Consider the following 21,639-nt stretch of genomic DNA (forward strand, 5'->3'; position numbering starts at 1 on the left):
AGTCAAAGAAATCGAGGGCGCCAGCGGCGCCCTCGATTTCGCTACGGGCCGATTGCAACCCTAGGGCTGAACACTGCGCGCAGGAAAATGGAATGGCTCAGAGGTAACCCAGCACTTCTTTGTCGTCCTCAATCGAATTCGATACAAAGGCTCCGGATCGGGTCGGCTACTTGCTAGAAACTCCTTCTCCTCCCCCGGCTCGACTCTGAAAACCAGATTGGGCGGTTCAAAGTGCTCTATCACCGTCGAGTCGTTTGCCCAACGGCCGCTGTCACCTTTTGCTTCCACGAAGGCACTCAATGGATAAAGAAGAACTGGCTGCTCCTCGCTCTTGTAAGCAGAAATTTCCACTGGCTTCTTCGAATCATTTCGCACCACATAGCGGCCATATACAACATTCCAATCCCTTGCTCGATCTGCGTCGTTCGCAACAAACTTGACCGTCACATCACGACTGCACTCGCCAGCGATTGAAGCCGCTGGGGCTACCAACAGTACTCCTAGCGAAAACAACAGCGAGCAGCTTAAATTGCTCATAGGTCCGCCTCGTTCGATTCAATAGCATGGGCTGGGCTTCTTCCCTCATCATACCTCTTCTTCGATCTCAACACCGCCGGCTTGACCGAGCCTTGTAAGAACTTCTGCAGGCCATTTTTACTCTGCGTCAAGCAATCCGCCTCGGACATGTAAACGCTTCGGCGAAGTTCTTGCTCCTTCTTCTCTGCCTTGCGTCGAGCCCGCGACATCCACGATCTTAGATCTCTGACGTGATCGTACTCGGCCGTGACCGTCTGTCGTGCAAAGGTTTGAGTGCTATAGGAGGTTCGAAGAAGAATTTGAACGCCGACATCAACTATGAATTCATCAAGGCGGAACTGTCCTTCAGAACACTTGCACTGCGGCTTGATAGCCCAATCGATCGTCGTTCGAGCCAAACTTCCCGGCTCAAATTGGGCCAATCCGTCGCCAGGAAATGTACGCGACGTCGCTCCGCGCGTCACCCGCCCCCAAAGCTCCTGAGTCGGCAACTCGTTCCATTGCAGTAACCCGAGGGGGTCACCCCAGATCAGCGGCGAATTGGAAACATAATTATACGTATTCATTCCGCCAAGAATGCCAAGCGGATCGCTTTGAAGGTATGTGCCCGTTGACGGATCATAGTCGCGATGAATGTTGTAGTGCGTACCACTTACTGAATCAAACTGCTGACCCGGGAATCGCAGGTCAAAGACAAAAGGCGTACCGTCCTGATCCGGGTCTTGATTGGGAGCGTCGCCACCAAACGGGCTCCCCGCTGCATCCCACTTCCATACTGCCTTCTGGCGAGCAGGGTCAATCACTACTCTGGGTGTACCAAGGTGATCGGCCTCGACGTAGTAGAGCTTTCCCCCGGCATCGACACTAACGGGCGTATCAGCAAGCCAAATAACCTCTTGAACCGCCTTGCCGGTGCTGTCGTAGCGGCCAAGGAATCGGCCCGACAAATCATAGGTCGAGTAATCGAGTCCGAAAGCCCCCTGCCTCTGAACACGCTCACCCTTTGCGTTGTACTTATACGACATCGCCGTTGCGCCGTTGACCTTTACAGCGCTGACCCTGCCTGCCGAGTTATATACGAACTCCAGCGCGGACCCGCCATTACTTATCGTGTTGCCGGACGCATCGTACGCTCTCGCCTTTCCATTCCACTGGATTAGACGGCCCGTGGCCGAGTCGTAAGTTGCCGTCGTACTGGTCGCTCCGTTTGTGACCTCAGTGGTCCTACTTAGCGAATACGGGTTGTAGATGTAGTCCTTGAGCTGCGCATCCGAACCGCTTTTCATTGCGGTCAGCTGCCCGAAGGAATCGTGTTGGTACCTTCTTACTGGTGGGTTGCTCAGATTGCCTTGACGAAGCGCAGCAATGTCACCCACTTCATTGAACGAGTATCCGAGGGAGAGTCCATCAGTACTAGCGTCTTGAATTGCGGTGGGGCTGTAGTTCAAGTCGTATGTTCGGGCTAAGATCCGGCCATTGCCAAAAGTGATCTTCTTGGCTGGCCCAAACGGATAGTGCTCAACGCCAAGGAGGACTTTCTGGCTTGTCTGCGCAGGCCGAGTAAGCGTGATGGCTCCAATGCCTCCGTTCGGTGAGACGCCATAGTCCACCCTTACTCCGCTCGGGTAGACTACTGAGGACACACGTCCAGCTTTGGAGTATCCATATAGCTGCACGAATGGCCTGCCGTTTAAAATCTGAATCTTTCGGGTCAACCGACCTTGCCAGTCATAGCAGTACTCTGTGCTGCCACTGGCATCCACTGTCTTTGATAGCCTTCCGACAGGAAATCGCTCGCTGGCGTTGCATGCAGTCGGCGCAACATCGTAGGTATTGGTAATGTTCAGCGATGAGTCGGCCGAGAAGGCGATTGAAATGGTTCGTCCGATAGCGTCGTATGTCGATACACGTTCTCGTCCATCGGCGTCCCGCTCCGTCCTGACATTGCCAGCCTTGTCATACGAGTACACTGTCGTGCCCGTTGCAGGACCGGCTAACGAAAGCGGTTCTCCAAAACGGTTACGTTCGTAGCTCGTAACACGGCTCATCCCGTCGTATGCTGAAATCAACTGGTCATTCGGGTCGTACTGATATAGCGCCCCGTTGGACGACGAGCCGTTGGCCCCAAGTATTACTCTCGACGGACGGTTCAATTCGTCCGTCTGCTCAATTGTCTGGGTGCCGAGCGCGTCGGTCGTGTAGTTTCGAGATCCGTTCTTGTGGTAGGAGATGGTCGTACTCCGACCGTAAGCATCCTTGATAGATTTTATCCACCCCAGCTGATTTCTCACGGTCGACATCGACTGGGCTAGTGAGCCAACGCTATCGAGTACCTCGGTCTTCTCGGGGCGTCCTTCATTGTCAAGGGTATAACGGATTCGGTTGCCCGAGGCGTCCAAGACGTCAGTTAGCCTACCTGCAGCGTCGTACTCAAGCACCGTTGCAAAGCCATCGGCATCAGTCGCCTTCTTCAGCGCCCCGGTCGCGTCGTACTCTATAGTGGTAATCGAATCGTCGGCTTCGCTGCCGGATATGCCACCCCGGACAAGCTGACGCTTCAATTGTCCGCGAAGGTCATACTCCACATCAGTCACTACGCCGTTCGCGTCCTTGACTGAAATCGGCCGGCCTGCGCGGTCGTAGGCAAGGTACTCAGTAACGTGACCTGCAGCGTTAACCTCCCGGAAGACGTCTCCCCTGCGGTGGGAACAGAGGCCCGAAGGCGTACTGCAGCCTGAGTCATCCTGGGCGTAGTAGCTGAACGTGGTGACGTCGTTGACATCGGTCCTAGGACCGTCGACACGGATCGTCAAGCCGACAATTGGGCATGTTCCCGCTTGGACGTCTGCTGCTTCGCAATAGGTCGTAGTCGTTGTCCGCACCTCGCCCGAAGCGGGGTCTATGGCCGATGAGGTTAGCTGCTGACCACGTGCATTGTAGGTCCACTGCTCCTTGGTCCACAGGTTTCCGTTGGGGTCGTATACACGCCTCTCCAACGGCACGTCGAACGACTGGTGCCAATCGAACTGAACCTTCCTCGCTACATTGGTGCCAGGCGCGTCAATGCGCTGAATGAGCTGTCCCTTGGAGTTGTAATCGTAATCCTTCACCCCGTCGAAGCCGGTCACGCGATCTAGATAGCCCGCAGCGTCGTAGGAGTACGATGCGGTGGCACTGCAATCGCTGGTCGTGCAGATGCGTTCGACATCGAGCGGCAGGGTTCTGCCATTGATGTTCGTGAATCGATATCGCATCTTGAGGCCGTTCGCATACACGACCTCCGTGGTTCCGCCGACACCCGGCTGGATTGTGTAGCGTTCGGCGCCGCCGGTGTGTTCGGTCGATATTGGGTTGCCAGATGCGTCGTACGAGAACGAAGCTTTGACCGCGCCAGTTTCGTCCAAAATCTGCGTCAGCAGCCCATTTCGATAGGGTTCGGAGCCGGTGTCGTATCGGTACTCGCGAGCGTAGCCAGAGGTGGCGGTCACCTTGTCCAAGCGGTAGTCCGACAGCTCGGGCCAGGCCGGAAGCGTCGGGGAGCCGTACTTGTACGTGTAGACCACTCCAGCAGGGTCGGTCACCGTGGAGATGAGGCCGTCGGATCTGCGTGCGATCGAAAGCACGCGCCCCTGAGCATCCGTCACTTGGCTTAGGCGCCCGCCGGAGTAGGCGATGTCCAGTCGGTAGCCGTCGTCGTAGTCGATGGCGACGAGGCGGCCGGATGCGTCGTACGTCTCGGTTGATCCGTCGGCCGGATTCGAAAGCTCCCAGATCTGCGGGACGCCTGCTTCGATCACTGGCTTGATTTTCATCCGAACGTCCGCTGTCGGCAGCCAGAGGCCGTTGGACTCGCGGAAGAGGATCTGCATGCCGTCGTCCCGGTGGATGATTAGAGTCTTCTTGTCGGGCGAAAAGTCATGGAGCTCCAGATTCCGGCTGTACGTGTGCCGCCAGCCGACGCCAAGCGAAACAGACTGGGCCTCGGGAGCGCTGTTGTAGAAGCGTTCGAACTTCAGCCCCCGTCCGCCGGTACCGGCATAGTCGACCTCAAACTGGTATTTGTTTGCAGCGTTCACCACAATCGGGTTGCCGACACAGGTATTCGCGCAATCGCTCTTTCCCAAATTCTTCCCGTTGTCTTCTTCCCCGTCCTTCAGCGGCCAGAAGCCGTTGAAGCTTCCGTACCAGTAGGTGTAGCGGTCGATGGGAGGGTCGGGTGGGTTGTTATAGGGTGGCAGGTCGTAACGGTTTCCGACCTCAAGGTGCACCGACACCCGGCCACTCGTCACTTCGGGAAGAACCACCTCGCGTTTGCAGTCGAGGTTTACCCATTTGCGAGGGTTGGTGCCTTCGTCGGGTGGGGCAGCCGCCGCCGCCTCTTCCAGAGCCTTCTTCTTGTCTTGCTTACAAGAGCGGACAGCATGACGGAGCGTGTAGGTAGCGGGCCAAGCACCCTGCCAGACGGGCCCGGGCGCGGGGTGGAGTGACTGGCCCGTTTCGGGCGGAAATTCTGCTTGGGCGACGGCCGGGGACAAACCCAGCGCCAATGCGATGGCGAAACTCAATTTCGATTCGACTTTCAATGCTCCTCTCCCTGCTTCCTTAGCGCCGGCTGCTTGGGCTTGGCCACCATGGCCAATGTCCATGCCGACATCCTACGAATTGGCCGTATCAGCCAGCGGGACGCTAGCCACGGCCCGCCGGCCCCAATTGGCCGGCGGGTGCCGCGCTCCACCGACAGCCTCCGCAGTCCGACCAAGGTCCTGCGGAGAATTCTTGCAGCGTGCGCCGGACACCTTCTAGGTTCGGCGCCAACGATGCACGCTCTACGCTAGCTTGAGGCCCGGGCGCAGGCAGCTCAGCCTGGATGCTCGTCCTCGCTATGTTCAGGCTGCGCTCCATCGCTTGCGCAGCCGGCGATCCAATCTACGTTCCCGACGGAGCGAATGAGAAGGTCATCCAGCTCCGGCGGCGTCATATATCGGATCAGGCACTCCGGCTTGCTCCCGTAGCCCGGCGCCCAGACCTCCGTAGCGCAGCCCGTATCGACGTGTCGAAGTCTGGCTCGCGTGCTTGCTGCTGCTATGCAGCTTTCCCGATTCGCGAACGGAACGTGTTCGTCAACGCCATCGACGCAGACGCGCCAGTCGAGCGCACCACGGCGGACCGCCTCGTAGGTCACTACCGTCCGGCCTACCATCCCTCGTACTCCTTCAGGATTCCGATTCGGCGGACGAATCCATCTCCCACCCACTGCGGGTGATAGCTCCTCGCCGCCATCTGGCTTGGGTGCATGAACAGCCCTCGGTGAAACCGCTCCTGCTCAGATGCGAAGGCTGGAAATGCGGCCCAGAACGTCAGGTCGACAACCTCATGGCTGGGGAAGGTCAGCCACGCGTGCAGGCTAATGCGCGCCCCTGGGGCAATGCCGGTCAGCAGCATCTGCTCCAACCCCGCGATCGGCGTGTGGTAAAGGCGCTGGCCGCACTGGTACACGTAGCCGAGGGTGTACGTCAGCGGCGCGCGAAGCTCACGCTCCAGCAGATCTCGCATCAAAAGCACCAGACCGAACCGCTGCCGGACCACTAGGTCCTCGCTGAGATGGCCGAGCGCCCTCCTGAGCTCCCGGTGTACGAGTTGAGTGGCGGCGGGGGCGTAGCGGGCGTCTTCCGCAGTAAAGGGTGGCGGCTGGAGGCCAGCGAGGGCGGTACGGGCACGGGCGGCCATGAGCTTGGCTTCGTAGCCGGGCCGAACGTTTACGCTTGCGACGCCAGGACGAAGAATCCGGCTAATCCAATATGGCAGCTTCCAATGCATCGCCGGCTTCAAAATCGTGGACACAAAGCCCCCCTTGGCCGCCCCCCGGCAGGGAGCGGCGCGGCTTAGGTCGAGTTGAAAAGGGGTTCAGACCGTGCGGGCGGCTTGCGTCCGGGCCTGATCTTGGTTGTGTTGTTCCTGGGACGCAGCCAGTTGCTGATTGACCGTCGCCAACTGCTGGAACGAGGTCTCGACCGGGATCTGAGCGGCGACCTGCGTGTTGACCTGCGCTCGCTTGTGGGCCGGGTCGTGAACATCGCCCTGCACGGCAAATACGTCGAGGCCAGCCGCTGTCTGGCGGCCTGGAACGACTTGATCCACTTGGCTCAGACCGTTTTGTCTAGCATTAACCAACAACGCCGCCGACGTTCGATCGGAGCTCTCTCCGACTTGAAGGCCTTTGCTGGCGAACGCATGCTCCACGCCTGTGTGAATCGCCTGGTGCATGGCGCGGTTGGGGTGGCCGGCATCGCGCGGGTCGAGCGAATGCCGACCATGGGCAGGCAGCGCGCCGTGCGCGTCTCTAAACGGGCTCTCCGGAGAGCTTTCAGGCAGGTGGCGCCGGATCTCGTCCGCGATCGCCTGGCTGCCCCGATAGACAGCGGCGCCGAGGGTTGCGCCCGCGCGAATATCCTCGATATCACCTCTGTACTTCTCGAACAACGGCCGGTGCCGGTCGGCGAGTTCGCGCGCCTGCGGCTGCGACAGTATCGACCGGTCGGGCTGACCCTTGCCATCGACGTCGAGGAAATGGTGCATGCGATGTGAGTCGCCGCCGGTGACTGCCGCCTTGATCGGATTCCGGATATCGAGCTGGCTTCCGTTGTCCTCGTAACCGGATGCTTTCAATACGTTCAGCTCAACCGGCTCGGCGTACATGGTCACTTTGCCGAAGTGCTTGCTGGCTGCGCTGACCACATCACCAGCCATGACGTGGTTCATGACGCTACTGCCTCCTTCGGGAATGCGAAGCCCTAAGCTAACGGCGCCGTAGGGATTGAAGGTTTCGCCGTTGAGATTCAGTTTTGCGGCCGTGATCTGTGCGAGACAGCCACCGAGCGAATGCCCGGTGACAGTAACTTGCGGCTCCATTCCAGTTTCGTCGCGCCGCGCCTTCGCCATTTCAATCGCGGCTCTGGTGAACTCGATCGCATCCGCAGCCTGTGCATTGACTCGCTTCGCTACCATCCCGCCGTCAGCGAGTACGCCATCTTTGAACGGTTGCTCCTTGAATTCGCTGCCGCGATGGGCGACGACGATCTCCTTGGTATCTTCGCGTTGATAAATCGTTCCTTGATAGCCAGATTCCTTATCTACGTGCGCCAGGATGGTGTACCGAATGCCTCCGATGTTAACCCGTCGATTCTGATCGCTGCTCAGGTCCGGTGAGTCATACGAGTCCTGTGCCAGGTTCGCATACTGCTGCGTGGTCATGGTCATTGCTGCACCTTCCTGGCCGTGATGGAAACACTGAACAAATCGCCGCGGAGCGATTCTTTGTACTCTTCGGGACTGCCCGCCCCGACGTCTGGGTAGTCGCTGATCTTTTGATGCTTCGGATAGCTCGAGCGCAAGTAGTAAGTAGTCCCTTGCGGATCAAACTCAAAGTCCTCTGCCCAGCGGCTCGCGACGAACTTCGTCTCGCCGGATGCCCCAGTAGCTTTCAAGGAAAAGGAGGGCCCGATGGGTCTGAAGTGGCATACTCCGTGCCCGAAGTAGTCTTCATCGACTAGGCCATCGAGAGCGATTATCCCTTCGAAGGTCGTTTCGTTTACACGTTTGAGCGCAATGGGGATGAACGACGAAATCGGGGTGGTCTGCGCGACGGAGAGGCCCTCGGCAGGCGGCAGGCAGTCCCTATTCGAGATGTCGTACTGCATCGCACCCTGTACGGATGCAAAAGGCCCGGGAGCGTTGTCGACTACTATGGTCAGGTCATATTGATCTTGAGGGGACGGGTTCTGTTTGTACTTGGGCATTTTGGTTCCTGCTGGTTCAGAACATCCGCTGGCGACGAGCAGAGCGCTTAGGAATGCGATACCTGCGAAACGTTGGTGGAGTTTTTTGTAATGCATGCAGGACTCTCTTGCTTAGGCCAGTCGCGCCTTCTCGGTTGCCCGAAGAGCTTCGAACAGCGCGGCGAACGACATGCTGGACTTGGCTGCGAACAAGCCCGTAGAGAACACGGAGACGAACTGAGCGGCAATTACCGCAGCCGTCACTTCATCGGGGCCCCCAACGGTCAAGTATGGGATCGTGATTGAAACAACTGCCGTCGAAATGACGCAGGCCGCAGTTACTGCCGAAGCCAGCCATACAATCTTTGCGTCCAGAACACCCGACAACTTCTTACGGATCTGAAAATAGAGTTTCCAGATCTGGGCTGCTACGATCAGGACCGATGCCGCCGTAAACGCGGATAGATGCTGTGCGGCCGAGTACAGATTCAGGCCGAACACCGAGGCAGCAAGGGTTGCGGAAGATGCAAACGACAGGAGAACCTGCGTCCCAATGATCGCCAAAGCTACGGGGCGAACGAATTTCTCGCTTTCTGGGCTCGCATAGTAATTAGTTGCCATGAGTCTCTACCGTTAAAAGTCAACGCTCAAGCACTGGGCGCGAGCATTCTTTGTAAGCAATCTCGCACGCCACACCATTTTTTTCCCTGCAGTCATCGAGGGCGATCTTCGAACTCTTAAACTCGTTCTCCGCTGCAACGGTGGCCGACGAGCCGTTCGATTGACCCACTGGTAGTGCGATCGCGGCGCATTGATGCTCATATGCAAGAATCACTTTGCACTGCGAGTTTCCGCCGCGCCGGCAACGTTCCAGTGCTTCCTTCTTGGCGGCGCGTTCCGTCCTGCTACCCACCGTTACGCCAGTGGCTCCGTTGGTGCCGTCAACGGCGATCGCACCCCAAGTCTTGCGCCAGCGAGGGCCAGAGGGCATTTGCTCCGGGGTAGAAGGAATGGGAATGCAATCTCCCCGATGGCCTGGAGTGGAGTATCGGTAATATCCGGAAGGACAGTCTCCTTCAGCATGAGCTGCCAGAGGCACGAATAGAGCCAGTCCGAAGGCGAGCAGCTGGGGTCGTCGCATTTCTGTTCTCCAATCTGCCAGTTCAACTACGCCGGATGTTGTCGCGATCAATACGCTCGGCGTTCTCGGCCCTTGTAACCACTTGGTTAGGTGGTGGAGTCGGGATACCGCCGCTCGGGTTCGCAGACAGGGTAGGTTGACTCCGGCTACCACTCCCGCCGCCGCCAGGGCCACCCATTGCCGAGTATGGGTTGAAGTGTGCGAGCAATCCTCTGAACAGCATCGCAGCCGCAGGCGGCGCGCTGAGAACCAGCATGGTGAGGACTAGCCCGAGGATTCCCTGCATCTGCACGACGCTGTTGATGCCTTCCGAAGCGGTTCCCATGCCGAGTAGCCTCGAGAGCCCTTCAGTCGCCCAGAATGCGCCGGCGAGGGCAAGTGTGATGTCCATCGCAAGTGTCACCGCCACGCTTAGGAACGCCATGGACATGAGCGTACCAAGCAGCGCGTTGAACCAGCCTTTGAACAGCCCTTCGGTTTGCTTGAAGATGAGGCAGAGGATGAAGAAGGGGCCTGTCCCGAGAAGCAACGACATCACAAACTTGTTCAGAATGAGCAGGCATCCTGCCGTGATCGCTGGGCCGCCGACACCGAGTCCAGCCATCAGGCTTGCCTGATCACGCTTCTTTATCGCGACTTGGCTGTCGCCCACATCAAGCATGTCAATGCTGCTGATAGCTAGCTGCATCAGCGCCAAAGCCTGATCGATATCGTCGTAGACGGTGGTCTCGTCTTCACCGCTAATGGTGTAGTTGATGACTTGGCTGACCCCATCGGTCATCGACTTGTAGATCGAGTTCTGAAAGTTGGCTGCTCCACCCGCGATCATCACGATCAGAACAACCTTGGTAGCTTCCACCTTCAGCGCCGCCATCGAGCTATGCGATTGTCCAGTCACTCGCAGATAGCCCTGAAAAATGATCCAGAGGGTGACCAGCGGAGTAACGCCGACGGCAACTAGGGCCCCAACGCGACGCAGAAGGTTTCGCGAGTACTCAGCAATCTCGCCGTCGAGGAAGTCCTTGAACAGCGCGAAGAAGCCAAGACTGTCTATCCCGTCCGGGATGCCAGCCTGCAAAAGGGAGCCCAGAGCTGCGTTCAGCCCGATAGAATGCAGATCGAACATGGGTCAAATCCATTGAGATTGGAAGTTCGCGATCAACGCTCTCGGCGCTTGGCCACTTCGAATGCAGCCTTGAGCGCGGCGGCGCGCATGCCGCCTTGCCCAAGTCGCTTGAGGTCGAGCTTGCTTCCAGATTGCTCACCTTCGATGACTGCTTGCGCGGCCTTGGTGTGCTCGGATTCCAGCACCCTAACCTGACCACCGTAAGCTTCCAGCAGGTTCTGCGCGTTCTGGAGATCCACCTGGGTTCGAGCCTGGAAGGACAACAGCCGATTGGTGTTCGCCTGAAGGCGCCCAGCCTCATCCGGCTTGATCTCCGACCGCTCCTTGTAGATGTCCTTGAGCTCGCCTTCGCGGGCTTCGGTCAGCTCCTGCAAATCCACCATCGCGTTGAACTGCCGGTTCTGGGTCTGCACCAGGGCAGTGCACAGCTCTTTTTGCTTGGGGCCGGGGTTCTTGATGTCAGTACAGCGTTCGGCCACACCGTAACCGAGAGGACGCCGATCCAGTTTGACCTTGACGCCGTCACGACCGAAGTAAGACATGCCAGCGACGAGCTGTTGGTTGTATTGCTTCCGAAGTTCCTTGTACTGGTCGTTCAGCTTGTCGTAGGAGCGCTTCATCTCTTGAAGCTGTTTGATGCTCTCAAACGTGTTCTTCGGGTCGAACACGATCTGCTGCGCATAGGCAGTGCTCCAGATGCCGGCCGCCAATGCTAAGGCAAATGCAGCCCCCCTGACGGAGCGGCGTTCCACTCTGCTGCGATGCTTCATACCTACTCCACTTCCTGTTGTGATCGACCTTCTTGTGGGGTGCCCGCTTGTAGCTGGATCAACCCATTGCTGCCTGCGTGGCGGACACTCGCAGGAGCCGCTTTCTGTGAGCGGGATGCGCATCCCGAAACCGGACAGCTTCGCTGAGCGATACCTCCGCCCCGCCGTAGCGCGCATCGAGAAAGTAGTAGAGCGACGATCGATGACCCCGGCGGACAAGGACGGTCCAGCCTTCGGCATTGACGATCTCTATGCGATCGATCCCGATCAGCTCAGCACCACGTTCGGCCATCAGGATTGCAGCGAACTTTGCTTCGAGATCGACGTCTAGGGCTGTCAACTTCAGCAGGTGGGCATTTTTGCCCGGCCGGGACCTTGGGCCTTCTTGCAGAGCACGCGGCGCTAGGCCTCCCCCAGAGATCTCAGCCAACTGATGCCGTCGCTCGCTGATTGCCAGCGAAAGAGCGGATGCGGCCCCATAACTATCGACGCTGAAGTACTTCGTCAACACTTGCTTCGAAGGCAGCCTGGTTCGCGCTTGATACCCGACGACGCGCCCGTCTCTCCGTATCGCAGAAACTCCTAGGGTCGCGCTTCGTCGAGAAGAACGTTGAATTCCGATTTCAGCCATGGCAATACGACCCTCCTTGTCGCGGCGATAGGGTTACCTTTCGGCGACAGGGTTTGCAAGATATTTCTGACGAAACCGTGAAAAATTACGTGCGATTGAACGCTGTTCAATCTGAGCGTTGGAGCTGTTCAATGCTGTTCAATCGCTGCGGCGTCAGTTTGCTGAATATTGAATGTGCCACGAGGAACAGAAGTCGTGATGATTGAACGGAAATGGCTTGATTGCTCTAAGCGTAATTTGGCTAAGTCGCGTCCCCCGAGGATCAATCCAAGCCAGGAGGGCGCATGATCCGCGTACTCATTGTTGATGACCACCCGCTTGCCGTTGCTGGCCTTCGGATGCTTCTCGGCGCAGCGGCTGGTATCGAGATTGCCGGAGCAACTGATTCCGCGGCAGGCGCTCTATCGACCTACGCATCCCTACGGCCCGATGTGGTCATTTGCGACTACTACCTACCCGTCAGGAACGGGTTGTACTTGGTCGAACAGCTGCTTCGATCTGATCCGGCCTGCAAGATCTTGGTGGTTTCCTCCGTGGAAACAGCAGAGATCCCGGCGCAGTTGCTGCGGGCAGGTGCCCTGGGCTACGTAGTAAAGGCGGCGGATGCTTCCGTGCTGATCCGGGCTGTCCGAAAAGTAGCCAAAGGCGAGCGCTATGTGGACGAATCGCTAGCTGGAGCGGCTCTCTTTGAGCCCAGCGAGCTAGACAAGATTTCGGGGCGATTACTTCAAGTGCTGACGCTTCTCGCTGAGGGGCGGACGAATGCGGAGATCGCTATGGAACTGGAGATCGGGGAAGTCACTGTTCGCCGGCACAAGTCGAGGCTGCTGGCGAAGCTCGGAATTGACAGAGAAACGGCCCTGATTGCGATGGCGCGTGCTGCGGGCTTTGGAAGAAATCCCTGCTGAATGCAGGCGCCGTCCTGCATGCGAATCGTGCTGCCGGACAGTCGCATTAAAGCTGCGTTGATACCAGAGGCGCCTCCACGACGGTGTCCAAACCGGTGGTATCCAGCCAGGCGGTGTTTAGCCAACATGTTTTTGCGCCGTGAGTTTATGTGCCGGCGCATTTTGTCCAGCGGCACGCAGATTCGTGCCGATCTACCTTTATGCAATGGCGACCAATCCCCCCTTCACTCCTGTGGGCAAGAAGCCGCGGCCCACGCCGGCCAAAGGCAGCGGTCGTCGCGTGCAGCTGCCGCTTCTCGCGATCGTGGGGGAGCGAGTCAAGACGATTCGGCAGGAACGAGGGCTGAGCCAGGATGACCTGGCGGTCGGGATACCGATGGATCGCTCTCACCTGTCGATGATCGAGGCTGGCAAAGCCGCGGTCACCGTGATGACGTTGTACAAGTTGGCCTTCGCGCTCGACTGCGAGGTGGGGCAGTTCCTGCCCGCGCGCGATGAAGCGCGGAAGGCGCTCAAGAAGCGGGTCGAGACCGAGTAGGCATCTCCGGTCCGGTTTGAACCCAACTCGGAGGGGCATCTACCCCATCAAACCGCTCTTTTTGGTCCAGCGCTAAGCCTTTGAAAGCAAAGGAAACGCGAAATCGACCGTTGGACCAAAAAACCAACGCCCTGAGAAGAGAGAGAGAAAAGAGGGGGTGATCTGGCCGTTTTCGGTCGATTCGCCGCCAACCTTGGTCCAACGCCAAAACGCGAAAACCGCCGAAAACAAGGCGTTTTCGGCGGTCGCTGCTCTCGAAATAGAGAGGTTCGAACAGGGGTATTTGGCGCGCCTGGAGGGATTCGAACCCCCGACCAACGGCTTCGGAAGCCGCTACTCTATCCGGCTGAGCTACAGGCGCGTATGAGCTGCATCGCACGAACGCGTCGTGCGGCCCGGCATTCTAAACGCAAATCGGGCCGAGGGCACGTGTTGCGTGACGGCGGCGGTCGTTGCCCCGCGGACGGGCAATTCGGCCGTGACTTTCGGCCGCCTGGCGGGGTCGCCGATGAGGCGGCCGCCCCCTGCGTCTGAAGCCCCTCCCGATGAAAGGGACGATCCCCAGCGCTGGCGCAGCGATCCGCGGCGCGGCGGTGCCGCAAATGCTTCGCCGCAGCGGCGGCAGACCGTCGGCCGTCGGGTCCCGCAAGACGAGGCGGGACACGCCGCGACCGGGTCGCGGCCGCAGACGGCGGACCGGCACCGGGCCGGCAGCGGCCGGGGCGGTGCTGCGCTCGCCCACAGTCCAGGCCCGACAGGCGCTCAACAGGCACCCATGCGGCGCTTCGCTGGCGACCGGCCGCGCCGAGGCCGGTCGCTCGGCCTGTCCAGTATCGGCCGAGCTGGTGCTGCCTCGCCGTGCAAGCGTCGATATTTCCGGGAGCGCCTGAATCGACCGTGGTCGACGCTAACCATTGGCTTGGACAAACGTCCACACCGAATCAGGGTTTTCCTATAGACCCGGATACGCGGCGGACGGACATTACTCGCCAGTCTTCCCGCCACCTCGCTGACGTGATGCCCAAGGCGAACATGCCCCGCGTCGTGCCACCTCCAGACATGGTCTCGGACAGCACGCGCAACGCGCATATGCTCGCTCTCGACCCGGGCGCTGGAGCAGCTCCTGGGCCTGCGGCTCCTGATGCCGATCTACGATGAGCATGCCGTCCTCTATTCGAGCCCACGATGAAAACGCCCCTTCCCCTCACGCTTGCCGGATGCTTCCTGTTTGCGCTGACCGCTTGCTCGAATGCGGTCCTGGACCCGAAGTACGAGCGCAATCCGAATCCACGGCAGAAGCGCGTCGTCACCGCGACGATCGATGGAGCGCCGGGATCGTTCGCGGAGGCGACGGCCAGCGTTCAGTACATCATCGGGCCGGAGCGGACTTGCATGCCTTCGGCAGAGCCTTTTTCCGGCACGTTTCCTACGCCGGAGCGTTTCTCGATATCGATCCCCATGCGAAAGCTATCGGACACGACATACGAGTTCGACATATATCTGGATGGGATGTTGGCTAAGGACTATTTCGGAAAGGGCGTATGCACCTGGGTTGTCGAATTGGCCAGTATTTATCTACAGCCGACGCGGGACGAGAACGGACGGGAATTCTTGATTTCCCTGCAGCCCCCCGAACTGGCCAGCCGGAAAAGAACCGTTTTCTATGCCAGACGCGATGCGTACTCAGCGCCTCTGATTCATGCGACCCACAACGTCGAGTACACCACGAGCAAGGAAAACTTCATAACCCGGTACGGCACGGATTTGTCGAAAGCCTTCACCATCACCGTAGACGCCAAGGAATGAGGCAATGCCCATTAGCAGTTTGCACTATGCCGAGCTCTCTCATGTCGCTTATGCCCCTCCCCTAGTCAAAGAGAATGGAAAGCGCGACATCGTCAATATCGCCGGCATCAACTACAGCGTGATTGAAGTTTCTGACGAAAAACTATCCGGCTATCAAGGCGTAATGTTCCAACGGGAGGACACCGGCGAAATCGTGGTAGCCCATCGCGGCACCGAGTTTTTCGGCGAACCGTTGGACGATGTGATTCGCGCCGACGGAGGCATGGTGGCGCGACGCGCCAATCAGCAAGCAGCCGACGCCATCGAGTTCACCCGCAAGGCCGTAGAGCGCGCCCGCGCTGAAGGCGTCCCCATCACCGTCACCGGGCACTCGCTCGGCGGCTGCCTGACCCAGATCACGGCAGCCAAGCTCGGCCTGTATGGCGAGACATTCAACGCATTCGGCGCTGCCGATCTCAACATGCGCATCCCCGAGGGTGGGCATCAAGTGGTCAACCACGTCATGGCCGCCGACTTCGTCAGCTCGGCCGGCCATCATTTCGGCGAGGTCCGCGTGTATGCCAGCCGCCACGACGTGAAGTCGCTGTCCCTGGCCGGCCACGCGAACAACGACCGCAACTACACCGACCCGCGCAACTTTCTCGTCGCCACGGGAGCGGGCGCGCTGTCGCACAGCCTGCACCATTTTCGCGATGTCGACGGCAACGAGGATCGCGACCTGTCCGTGCTCCGCGACCCGGAAACCCGCGTCAACGCCCATCGCTTCGAAGCGATGATCGACAAGTTCCGCAGCGACGTGTGGGCCCTGCGCGAAGGCCTGTCGATCGGCGGCGCGGCGCTGAGGGGGCCGAAAGGCGTAGCCGAAGAAATCATGCGCCACGTCCCCGAGAAGCCGGCCGAAAGTCCGTTCAAAGACGCGCACGGCGCGCTGCCCACCGGCGCTGCGCGTCCGTTCGATCCGCGCCATTGCGACCATCCCGGTCATTCGATGCACGACGCGATCCATGCTGGCGTGGAGCGGATCTATGCGCAGCAAGGTCGTTCCGCCGGTGAAGCCGCCGAGCGCACCAGCGCCGCGCTGCTCGCCAACGCGCACGAAAGCGGACTGACCCGGGTCGATCACGTCGTCGCCGGCCGCAACCAGAGTACGGGCACGGACGTGTTCGCCGTGCAGGGCGAGTTGCACGACCCGGCGCACAAGCGGGCACAAACCCATACCGAGCTCGCGGAGCAGATTCCGCTGGAGACTTCCTTCCAACGCTTGGCGGCCTTCCACCCGCAACAGGCCGCGGCCGAAGAGCAGCAGAGCCAGGAACAGACCCGCCTGCCTGCTGCGCGCATGGCCTGAGCCCCCCGTCCCCGCGCCGCTTGACCCCCGACCGCATCGCGCCGCGCCATGCGCAACGCTGGGCGCAACGGCAACGCGGCGAGATCCGTTCGACGGCCGCCCGGCCCGCGGGGACGATGCCGGACGCTGAGTGACGACACGCCGCCCCCGTACATCGCACGGCGCGGGCTCACGGCGCGCGCCGCGAATGCGCGCGTCAGCGCTTCGGAACGGAACCGCCCTTCTTGCGCACGGTCCAGCCGATCAGCGCCGCGACCGTCACGCCGAGCGGAATCGACACGACGAGATTGAGCAGCGGAACGAACAACAGGCCCAGCGCCGCGGTCGAGCTCTGCGGATCGACGAACACCTGGTAGTAATTGACCGCATCCAACCCCAGGCAGACGAGCGCGGCGAACAGCCCATGCAGCGCACGGCGGCCGAGGCAGGCGACGACCAGGCAAATCAGATATGGCGGGCCACCCCAGGCCAGGAAGGCGACGCTCCAGACATCCTTGCCTGAGGACTCGAACAGGGCGATGTACGCGTGTAGCGCCAGCCCCGACGACGCGACGGCGGCAGTCAATCGCGGAAGCAGCGAACCTGCCATAGGCAACCCGTCCAGGCCGGGCGTCCCAGCCCGATGCGACGTCACTGTATCGGCGTCGCCGGCGGCGGGGCAATCGCGCGGAAGAGGAGGAGCCGAACGGGGCGGGGCGAACCTGGCGATGCGCCATTGCGGGTTACGCCATCTAGGCCGGCCCTGACGGGCTCGGCCGCATCACAAAGCTCCGAAAAAAAAGCACACTTGACCTAACTGCGGCCGGGCTGTCGCGGCAGGTCAGTTCCTGACCTTCGAACTGCGCACCGTGGCGACATCGCGGATCACGCAACCCAGTCCATCAACTCGGTATAAACCAGCACCAAGCCCAGCGCGCGCAGTTCCGGCGCCAGGCGATACGGCCAGGACGGGGTGTCGGTGTCGAAACACACCGTCACCACCTTCGCCGCCTGGTGGACGACTTTCAGGTTGCGCACGTCGCCGCAACGCTCGCCCAAACGCTGCACGCGATCGGCGAGATCGGCCAACGAGCGGAAGCCGCCGGCGCGCGTCGTCAGCATGACCAGATGCTTAGCCGAGGGGGCCTGGGGCGCGGCCGGGATCTCCGCCGCGATGATGGCCTCGTCCCGGACCCACGGGGTGTACGAATGGAGTGTGTTACGAAGCATGTGACGCCCCTCGGTACGTTGATGCACAGTGATGATCATCACAAAAATCATGCCAACTTTGGCTGCAGCCGGGGCGCCCGATCGACAGCGCGCCGAGCGGACCTCGTGCGCACCGATGCGTCGCTTGCAGCGCCGGGCGTAGCCCGCCCGGATCGTTTTGTCCGCGCTCCCGGCCGCAACGCCGCCGCCGCGATGGCGTCCAGACCGGCGAGCGCGCGGCGCGTCCGGGCGAAGACCGTCGGCAGCTCCAGCGTGACTCCATAGAACCCGAGATGGCCGACGATCGCTTCGCTGGCGAAGCCGCGTGCGCTCATCGCCAGGGTCGTGCCCGCGCCCTGCGGCCGCGAGCCAAACGCGAAGCTGGCGTGATGCGCCGGTTCGCCGGCCGAGCACGACGGCGAACACAGGCGGCTCTGGACCACAGTCGCGCCGGCCGCTCAAAGTCCGGCAGCCTGCTCGGGTTGCGGAACGCGGCATGGTGCAAACCGGCGACCGCGCTGCCGGCCGTCCCATCGGTCGTCGCCGTCAACGCCGTCTCCGCCTCGCCTATCCTCCATTGCGCCATCAGTGCAGGAGCGGTCAGGCAGGCCCAGACCGCTTCCGGCGGCGCGTCGGTGGCGATGGCGATGGCGTAATCGAAGCGGTTCGGCGGCGCAGACTGGGCGAAACCGGCGGCGATCAATCCCGGCGAGCGCACGCACCGGCGCTGCAGGAGTTTCTGGCATTCGCGCCGCAGCGCGCCAAACGCTGAGCCGATCCCGTCCCCTGCGGCGCCATCGCCCAGGCGCGGCGGCGGCTAGGCTCATTAGGCTCAGGCGCAGGCCGACAGCTCGGCGCGCACCGACTCGCCCTGCGCGCTGAGCCAGCGTGCGACCCAATTGGCCGCGGCGGCCTCGGTGCGGAACGGGCGGCTGACGTGGTCGCGCACGCCGAGGTGGCGGCGGATCGTCGCCACGGCGCAATGGCCTTCGCGCGGCGGCGTGACGGTGGCCAGCCAGGCTTCGGCGTCCTCGTCGGGCACCGCAACCAGGTGCGAAGGGAAGATCGAGCCGGCGAACGGGGCTTCCCAATGGAAGCCGGCGGGCAGGTCGTGCGGTGTCTGGGTCGTGTCCATGGGGCGGACCCTAGCCGGCGCGGGTCTCGCCGGCTAAGACCAGGCCGTCGGGCGGCGACCGCGATCCGGACCTGGCTCGCAAACCGCATATCCCGCGACCGCGGATGGCGGCAGCCGTCGCAGACGCGCCGGCCCGGCCCCGCGAGGATGCCCTGGCGGACATTCCAGGGGGACCACCGCATGGCCAGACTACCGCTCAGGGACGCCTCGGCGATGAGCGACGCCGAAGCGGCGCAGTACGCGCGCCTTCCCGTCAACCTCACGCGCGCGCTGCTCGCCACCGGCAGCTGCGCCGAGCCCTTTCTCGATCTCGGCTTCGCTCTGCGCCGCACCAGTCTGTCGGTGCGGCACTACGAGATGGCGATCCTGCGCGTGGCCCGGCTCAGCGGTTGCGCCTATCAACGCATGCAGCATCTGCAGCCCGCCTTGAATGCGGGCTGGAGCGAGGCCGACATCGAGGCGATCGAGAACGGCCAGTGGCAACGCCTGGCTGCGCCGGACGCGATCGTGCTGCGGCTGGTCGACGAATGCGTGGCGCATCCGCGCATCGCCGACCCGAGCTTCAAGCGCGCGCTGGCCCTGCTCGGCGAGCGCGGCGTCGCCGAGTTGATCCTGCTGACCGGGTTCTACATGATGACCGCGCGCTTCCTGGAAGGCCTGGACGTGGACCTGGATGCGCAACCGTCGCCGCGGTTGCTGTCGTACGAGAACTGACGCGATTGACGCCGAAAGAAATCGTCGCCGCACGGTCGGCGTGGCGATGCACGCCAAAATGCGGCACGAACACAACGTAACAGCGCGATAGCACACACGCCAGCAAACACATCGAGCAAACATTACCGGCCATCGATCCGGTTGTGAGCGTCGGCCGTCCGCGCACACCATGAACCTCGTTTCCAACCGAGTGTGTATTGATGACGGATCACCGACGTACCGATTTCGCCCGCGCGTGGACTGCGCCGATAGTGCTGGGATGCTCGATCGCGCTGCCCGCCGGCGCGATGCAAGCCGCGGATGCGCCCAACTGGACTGCGGAATCGGTCGCCACCGAGATCGAACTGGACAGCGACGGCAGCGACACCACGACCACCACCAGCGTATTCCGGATCAATTCGCTGCGCGGCGCGGAAGAGCTCGGCATCGAGAACTTCGCCTACAGCAAGTCCAGCGGCGAGGTCGAGATCCTCGAGGCTTATGTCGTCACGCCGGAAGGCAAGCGCATCGATGTGGCCAAGGCGCAGATCTACGAGGCCAGCGGCGACGCGGGTACGCAGACCGGCGTGGATTCCGATGCGGCGGTGCGCACGGTGGTGTTTCCGCAATTGGCGGCCGGCTCCTCCCGCCATACCAAGGTGCGCTATCGCAACCGTCCCGATCGGACCGGTCAGTTCGACCGCTTCTACGCCGCCAGCCCTTACATCGCGATCGCGGACAACCGCGTCAGCATCAGCGTCCCGCGGGCCATGCGGATCGGCTTCGACCATCAGGGCTGGGAGCCCGAGGCTACGGCCTCGTCCGCCGATCGGACGGTACGCGCCTGGCGCTGGTCCAATCCGACGCCGATGGGCTACGAGCCGAACACGGTGGAGGACTATTCGGTCAACCCGCGCCTTTACATCAGCAGCTACCGTTCGCGCGAGGAAATCGGCGACCGCTACTACGAAGGCGTGCGCGGCAAGGCGGCGATCACGCCCGCGATCCGCGCGCGCGTCGCCACGATCACCCGCGGACTGAACGATCCGATGGCGCGGGCCAAGGCCATCACCCGCTGGGTCGCTTCGCAGGTGCGATACACCAGCCTTAAAGTCGACCTGTCCAGCGCCCAGGTGCCGCGCGCCGCGGACGAGGTGTTGCGCACCATGTACGGCGACTGCAAGGACAAGGCGACCTTGCTGCAGGCGATGCTCGACGTCGCCGGGGTGGATTCGGTGCAGGCGCTGGTACGGCTGGACGGGGTGTTTCCGAATTCGGCCACCGCGCCGGTGCGCGCCGAGTTCGACCATGTCATCAACTATTTCCCGCAGTGGGACACCTTCGTCGACAGCACCATCGCCTACGCCGACTTCGGCGTGCTGAGTCCCGAATCCGCCGGCAAGCCCGCCCTGCTGGTCGCAGCACGGCCAGGCCTTGTCCGCGAGCGGCGCTTGCCGCATCCGCGCCCGGCCGAGCTGGGGATCGATATCGAGGAAACGATCGTGGTCGACGCCGCGGGCGGCGCCGACTGGACCACGGTGCGGCGCTTCTCCGCGGCGCAGAGCATCGAACGGCGCGCCATGATGGCGCAACGCAGTCAGGCCGAGCGCGATCGCGATTTCGCCAAAACCGCAGCCGACCAGGGCTTCATCGCCACCGGCACGCTGCGCACGACCGCGCTGGAATCGGTGCAGGAACCTTACGTCGAGACGATGACGATGAAGGTGAGCAACTACCTGGACAAGTACCAGGGCGTGATCCGCACGCCCGATTTCGAGGTCCCGGTGCTGCCCGACCCGGAGCAGCGCAAGACCGCGTTCCGTTGCAGCACCGGGCAGATGAAAGTCCGGCGCACGATCCGCCTGCCGGACAGCGTGGAACTGGTGCAGACGCCCAAGGACGCCTCGTTCGAGAACGCGATGGGCCGGATTTCCGCCAAGTACGTGCGCCAAGGCAACCAGGTCCGCTCCGACATCGAAATGACGGTGAACGGCAAACCCGGCGCGGTCTGCGCCAAGGAACTGGCCAGCCAGTGGCAGGGGC

The 21,639-nt window shown here is 61.4% G+C and carries 20 protein-coding genes and 1 tRNA gene; 6 read left to right on the forward strand and 15 right to left on the reverse strand.

The genetic code is table 11. The features are described 5' to 3' along the window. Positions 1–60: 60 nt before the first annotated feature. The 10 genes from TX83_RS22500 to TX83_RS22505 all read right to left on the reverse strand — a co-directional run bounded on the left by TX83_RS22500 (position 61) and on the right by TX83_RS22505 (position 11,857). Positions 61–537, reverse strand: coding sequence for a hypothetical protein (locus tag TX83_RS22500; protein WP_141233320.1), 477 nt, complete (start codon positions 535–537; stop codon positions 61–63). Next, positions 534–5,183, reverse strand: a complete 4,650-nt coding sequence (locus TX83_RS02875; RefSeq protein ID WP_079248006.1) for an RHS repeat-associated core domain-containing protein — start codon at positions 5,181–5,183, stop codon at positions 534–536. The genes TX83_RS22500 and TX83_RS02875 overlap by 4 nt, the downstream gene beginning before the upstream one ends. 547 nt (positions 5,184–5,730) lie before the next feature. Further along, positions 5,731–6,264 carry a hypothetical protein gene (locus TX83_RS02880; protein ID WP_064746413.1) on the reverse strand — a complete coding sequence of 178 codons (534 nt, stop codon included), beginning with the start codon at positions 6,262–6,264 and terminating at the stop codon, positions 5,731–5,733. A 177-nt stretch (positions 6,265–6,441) separates the two neighbouring features. After that, the gene (locus TX83_RS02885; RefSeq protein WP_064746414.1) at positions 6,442–7,794 is read right to left on the reverse strand and encodes an XVIPCD domain-containing protein; all 1,353 of its coding nucleotides are present in this window, start codon (positions 7,792–7,794) and stop codon (positions 6,442–6,444) included. Beyond that, positions 7,791–8,333, reverse strand: coding sequence for a hypothetical protein (locus TX83_RS02890; protein WP_075574960.1), 543 nt, complete (start codon positions 8,331–8,333; stop codon positions 7,791–7,793). The genes TX83_RS02885 and TX83_RS02890 overlap by 4 nt, the downstream gene beginning before the upstream one ends. Before the next feature lie 111 nt (positions 8,334–8,444). Next, positions 8,445–8,933, reverse strand: a complete 489-nt coding sequence (locus tag TX83_RS02895) for a hypothetical protein (RefSeq protein WP_141233321.1) — start codon at positions 8,931–8,933, stop codon at positions 8,445–8,447. Positions 8,934–8,952: 19 nt separating this feature from the next. Beyond that, positions 8,953–9,453, reverse strand: coding sequence for a DUF4189 domain-containing protein (locus TX83_RS24150; protein WP_079248007.1), 501 nt, complete (start codon positions 9,451–9,453; stop codon positions 8,953–8,955). A gap of 22 nt (positions 9,454–9,475) precedes the next feature. Further along, positions 9,476–10,579: a type IV secretion system protein gene (locus tag TX83_RS02905; RefSeq protein ID WP_064746417.1), complete on the reverse strand. Its 1,104-nt coding sequence runs from the start codon at positions 10,577–10,579 to the stop codon at positions 9,476–9,478. A 32-nt stretch (positions 10,580–10,611) separates the two neighbouring features. Then, positions 10,612–11,349: a hypothetical protein gene (locus TX83_RS02910; RefSeq protein ID WP_141233322.1), complete on the reverse strand. Its 738-nt coding sequence runs from the start codon at positions 11,347–11,349 to the stop codon at positions 10,612–10,614. Between the two features lie 58 nt (positions 11,350–11,407). After that, positions 11,408–11,857 (reverse strand): hypothetical protein, encoded by a 450-nt coding sequence (locus TX83_RS22505; protein ID WP_141233323.1) that lies wholly within the window; start codon positions 11,855–11,857, stop codon positions 11,408–11,410. Positions 11,858–12,264: 407 nt separating this feature from the next. Here TX83_RS22505 and TX83_RS02915 point away from each other — a divergent pair, with 407 nt between their 5' ends. Both TX83_RS02915 and TX83_RS02920 read left to right on the forward strand, forming a co-directional pair. Continuing rightward, a complete protein-coding gene (locus TX83_RS02915) occupies positions 12,265–12,888 on the forward strand; it encodes a response regulator (RefSeq protein ID WP_064746419.1) in 624 nt (207 codons plus the stop codon). A 184-nt stretch (positions 12,889–13,072) separates the two neighbouring features. Then, positions 13,073–13,426, forward strand: a complete 354-nt coding sequence (locus TX83_RS02920; RefSeq protein WP_141233324.1) for a helix-turn-helix domain-containing protein — start codon at positions 13,073–13,075, stop codon at positions 13,424–13,426. Positions 13,427–13,710: 284 nt separating this feature from the next. Here TX83_RS02920 and TX83_RS02925 read toward each other — a convergent pair. Further along, a tRNA-Arg gene (locus TX83_RS02925) sits at positions 13,711–13,787 on the reverse strand. Positions 13,788–14,611: 824 nt separating this feature from the next. Between TX83_RS02925 and TX83_RS02930 the strand changes: the two genes are divergently transcribed. Both TX83_RS02930 and TX83_RS02935 read left to right on the forward strand, forming a co-directional pair. Next, positions 14,612–15,232: a hypothetical protein gene (locus TX83_RS02930; RefSeq protein WP_064746421.1), complete on the forward strand. Its 621-nt coding sequence runs from the start codon at positions 14,612–14,614 to the stop codon at positions 15,230–15,232. Positions 15,233–15,236: 4 nt separating this feature from the next. Then, the gene (locus TX83_RS02935; RefSeq protein WP_075574962.1) at positions 15,237–16,580 is read left to right on the forward strand and encodes an XVIPCD domain-containing protein; all 1,344 of its coding nucleotides are present in this window, start codon (positions 15,237–15,239) and stop codon (positions 16,578–16,580) included. A 196-nt stretch (positions 16,581–16,776) separates the two neighbouring features. Here the strand turns inward: TX83_RS02935 and TX83_RS02940 are convergent, their stop codons facing one another. The 4 genes from TX83_RS02940 to TX83_RS23160 form a co-directional block, all read right to left on the reverse strand. Next, a complete protein-coding gene (locus tag TX83_RS02940) occupies positions 16,777–17,169 on the reverse strand; it encodes a hypothetical protein (protein WP_064746425.1) in 393 nt (130 codons plus the stop codon). Between the two features lie 275 nt (positions 17,170–17,444). Next, the gene (locus tag TX83_RS22510; RefSeq protein ID WP_141233325.1) at positions 17,445–17,828 is read right to left on the reverse strand and encodes a hypothetical protein; all 384 of its coding nucleotides are present in this window, start codon (positions 17,826–17,828) and stop codon (positions 17,445–17,447) included. Between the two features lie 8 nt (positions 17,829–17,836). Continuing rightward, positions 17,837–18,103 (reverse strand): hypothetical protein, encoded by a 267-nt coding sequence (locus TX83_RS22515; RefSeq protein WP_141233326.1) that lies wholly within the window; start codon positions 18,101–18,103, stop codon positions 17,837–17,839. Positions 18,104–18,600: 497 nt separating this feature from the next. Then, on the reverse strand, positions 18,601–18,903 hold the full coding sequence (locus TX83_RS23160; RefSeq protein WP_064746428.1) for a hypothetical protein: 303 nt from the start codon (positions 18,901–18,903) through the stop codon (positions 18,601–18,603). 180 nt (positions 18,904–19,083) lie between these two features. Here TX83_RS23160 and TX83_RS23165 point away from each other — a divergent pair, with 180 nt between their 5' ends. Next, on the forward strand, positions 19,084–19,617 hold the full coding sequence (locus TX83_RS23165; protein WP_075574963.1) for a carboxymuconolactone decarboxylase family protein: 534 nt from the start codon (positions 19,084–19,086) through the stop codon (positions 19,615–19,617). Positions 19,618–19,817: 200 nt separating this feature from the next. Then, positions 19,818–21,639, forward strand: a 1,822-nt coding sequence (locus TX83_RS02960) for a DUF3857 domain-containing transglutaminase family protein (protein WP_141233327.1), incomplete at its 3' end; no start/stop codon positions are given.

Origin of the sequence: Lysobacter antibioticus HS124 (assembly GCF_000336385.2) — a bacterium.
Taxonomy (GTDB): domain Bacteria; phylum Pseudomonadota; class Gammaproteobacteria; order Xanthomonadales; family Xanthomonadaceae; genus Lysobacter; species Lysobacter firmicutimachus.

Coding starts and splice junctions, on each gene's coding strand:
- TX83_RS02915 (WP_064746419.1), top strand. CDS start 12,265: ATGATCCGCGTACTCATTGTTGATGACCACCCGCTTGCCGTTGCTGGC.
- TX83_RS23160 (WP_064746428.1), bottom strand. CDS start 18,903: ATGGACACGACCCAGACACCGCACGACCTGCCCGCCGGCTTCCATTGG.
- TX83_RS02910 (WP_141233322.1), bottom strand. CDS start 11,349: ATGAAGCATCGCAGCAGAGTGGAACGCCGCTCCGTCAGGGGGGCTGCA.
- TX83_RS24150 (WP_079248007.1), bottom strand. CDS start 9,453: ATGCGACGACCCCAGCTGCTCGCCTTCGGACTGGCTCTATTCGTGCCT.
- TX83_RS02895 (WP_141233321.1), bottom strand. CDS start 8,933: ATGGCAACTAATTACTATGCGAGCCCAGAAAGCGAGAAATTCGTTCGC.
- TX83_RS02940 (WP_064746425.1), bottom strand. CDS start 17,169: ATGGCAGGTTCGCTGCTTCCGCGATTGACTGCCGCCGTCGCGTCGTCG.
- TX83_RS02935 (WP_075574962.1), top strand. CDS start 15,237: ATGCCCATTAGCAGTTTGCACTATGCCGAGCTCTCTCATGTCGCTTAT.
- TX83_RS22510 (WP_141233325.1), bottom strand. CDS start 17,828: ATGATCATCACTGTGCATCAACGTACCGAGGGGCGTCACATGCTTCGT.
- TX83_RS02890 (WP_075574960.1), bottom strand. CDS start 8,333: ATGCCCAAGTACAAACAGAACCCGTCCCCTCAAGATCAATATGACCTG.
- TX83_RS02875 (WP_079248006.1), bottom strand. CDS start 5,183: ATGGACATTGGCCATGGTGGCCAAGCCCAAGCAGCCGGCGCTAAGGAA.
- TX83_RS02880 (WP_064746413.1), bottom strand. CDS start 6,264: ATGGCCGCCCGTGCCCGTACCGCCCTCGCTGGCCTCCAGCCGCCACCC.
- TX83_RS02885 (WP_064746414.1), bottom strand. CDS start 7,794: ATGACCATGACCACGCAGCAGTATGCGAACCTGGCACAGGACTCGTAT.
- TX83_RS22500 (WP_141233320.1), bottom strand. CDS start 537: ATGAGCAATTTAAGCTGCTCGCTGTTGTTTTCGCTAGGAGTACTGTTG.
- TX83_RS23165 (WP_075574963.1), top strand. CDS start 19,084: ATGGCCAGACTACCGCTCAGGGACGCCTCGGCGATGAGCGACGCCGAA.
- TX83_RS02905 (WP_064746417.1), bottom strand. CDS start 10,579: ATGTTCGATCTGCATTCTATCGGGCTGAACGCAGCTCTGGGCTCCCTT.
- TX83_RS22515 (WP_141233326.1), bottom strand. CDS start 18,103: ATGAGCGCACGCGGCTTCGCCAGCGAAGCGATCGTCGGCCATCTCGGG.
- TX83_RS02930 (WP_064746421.1), top strand. CDS start 14,612: ATGAAAACGCCCCTTCCCCTCACGCTTGCCGGATGCTTCCTGTTTGCG.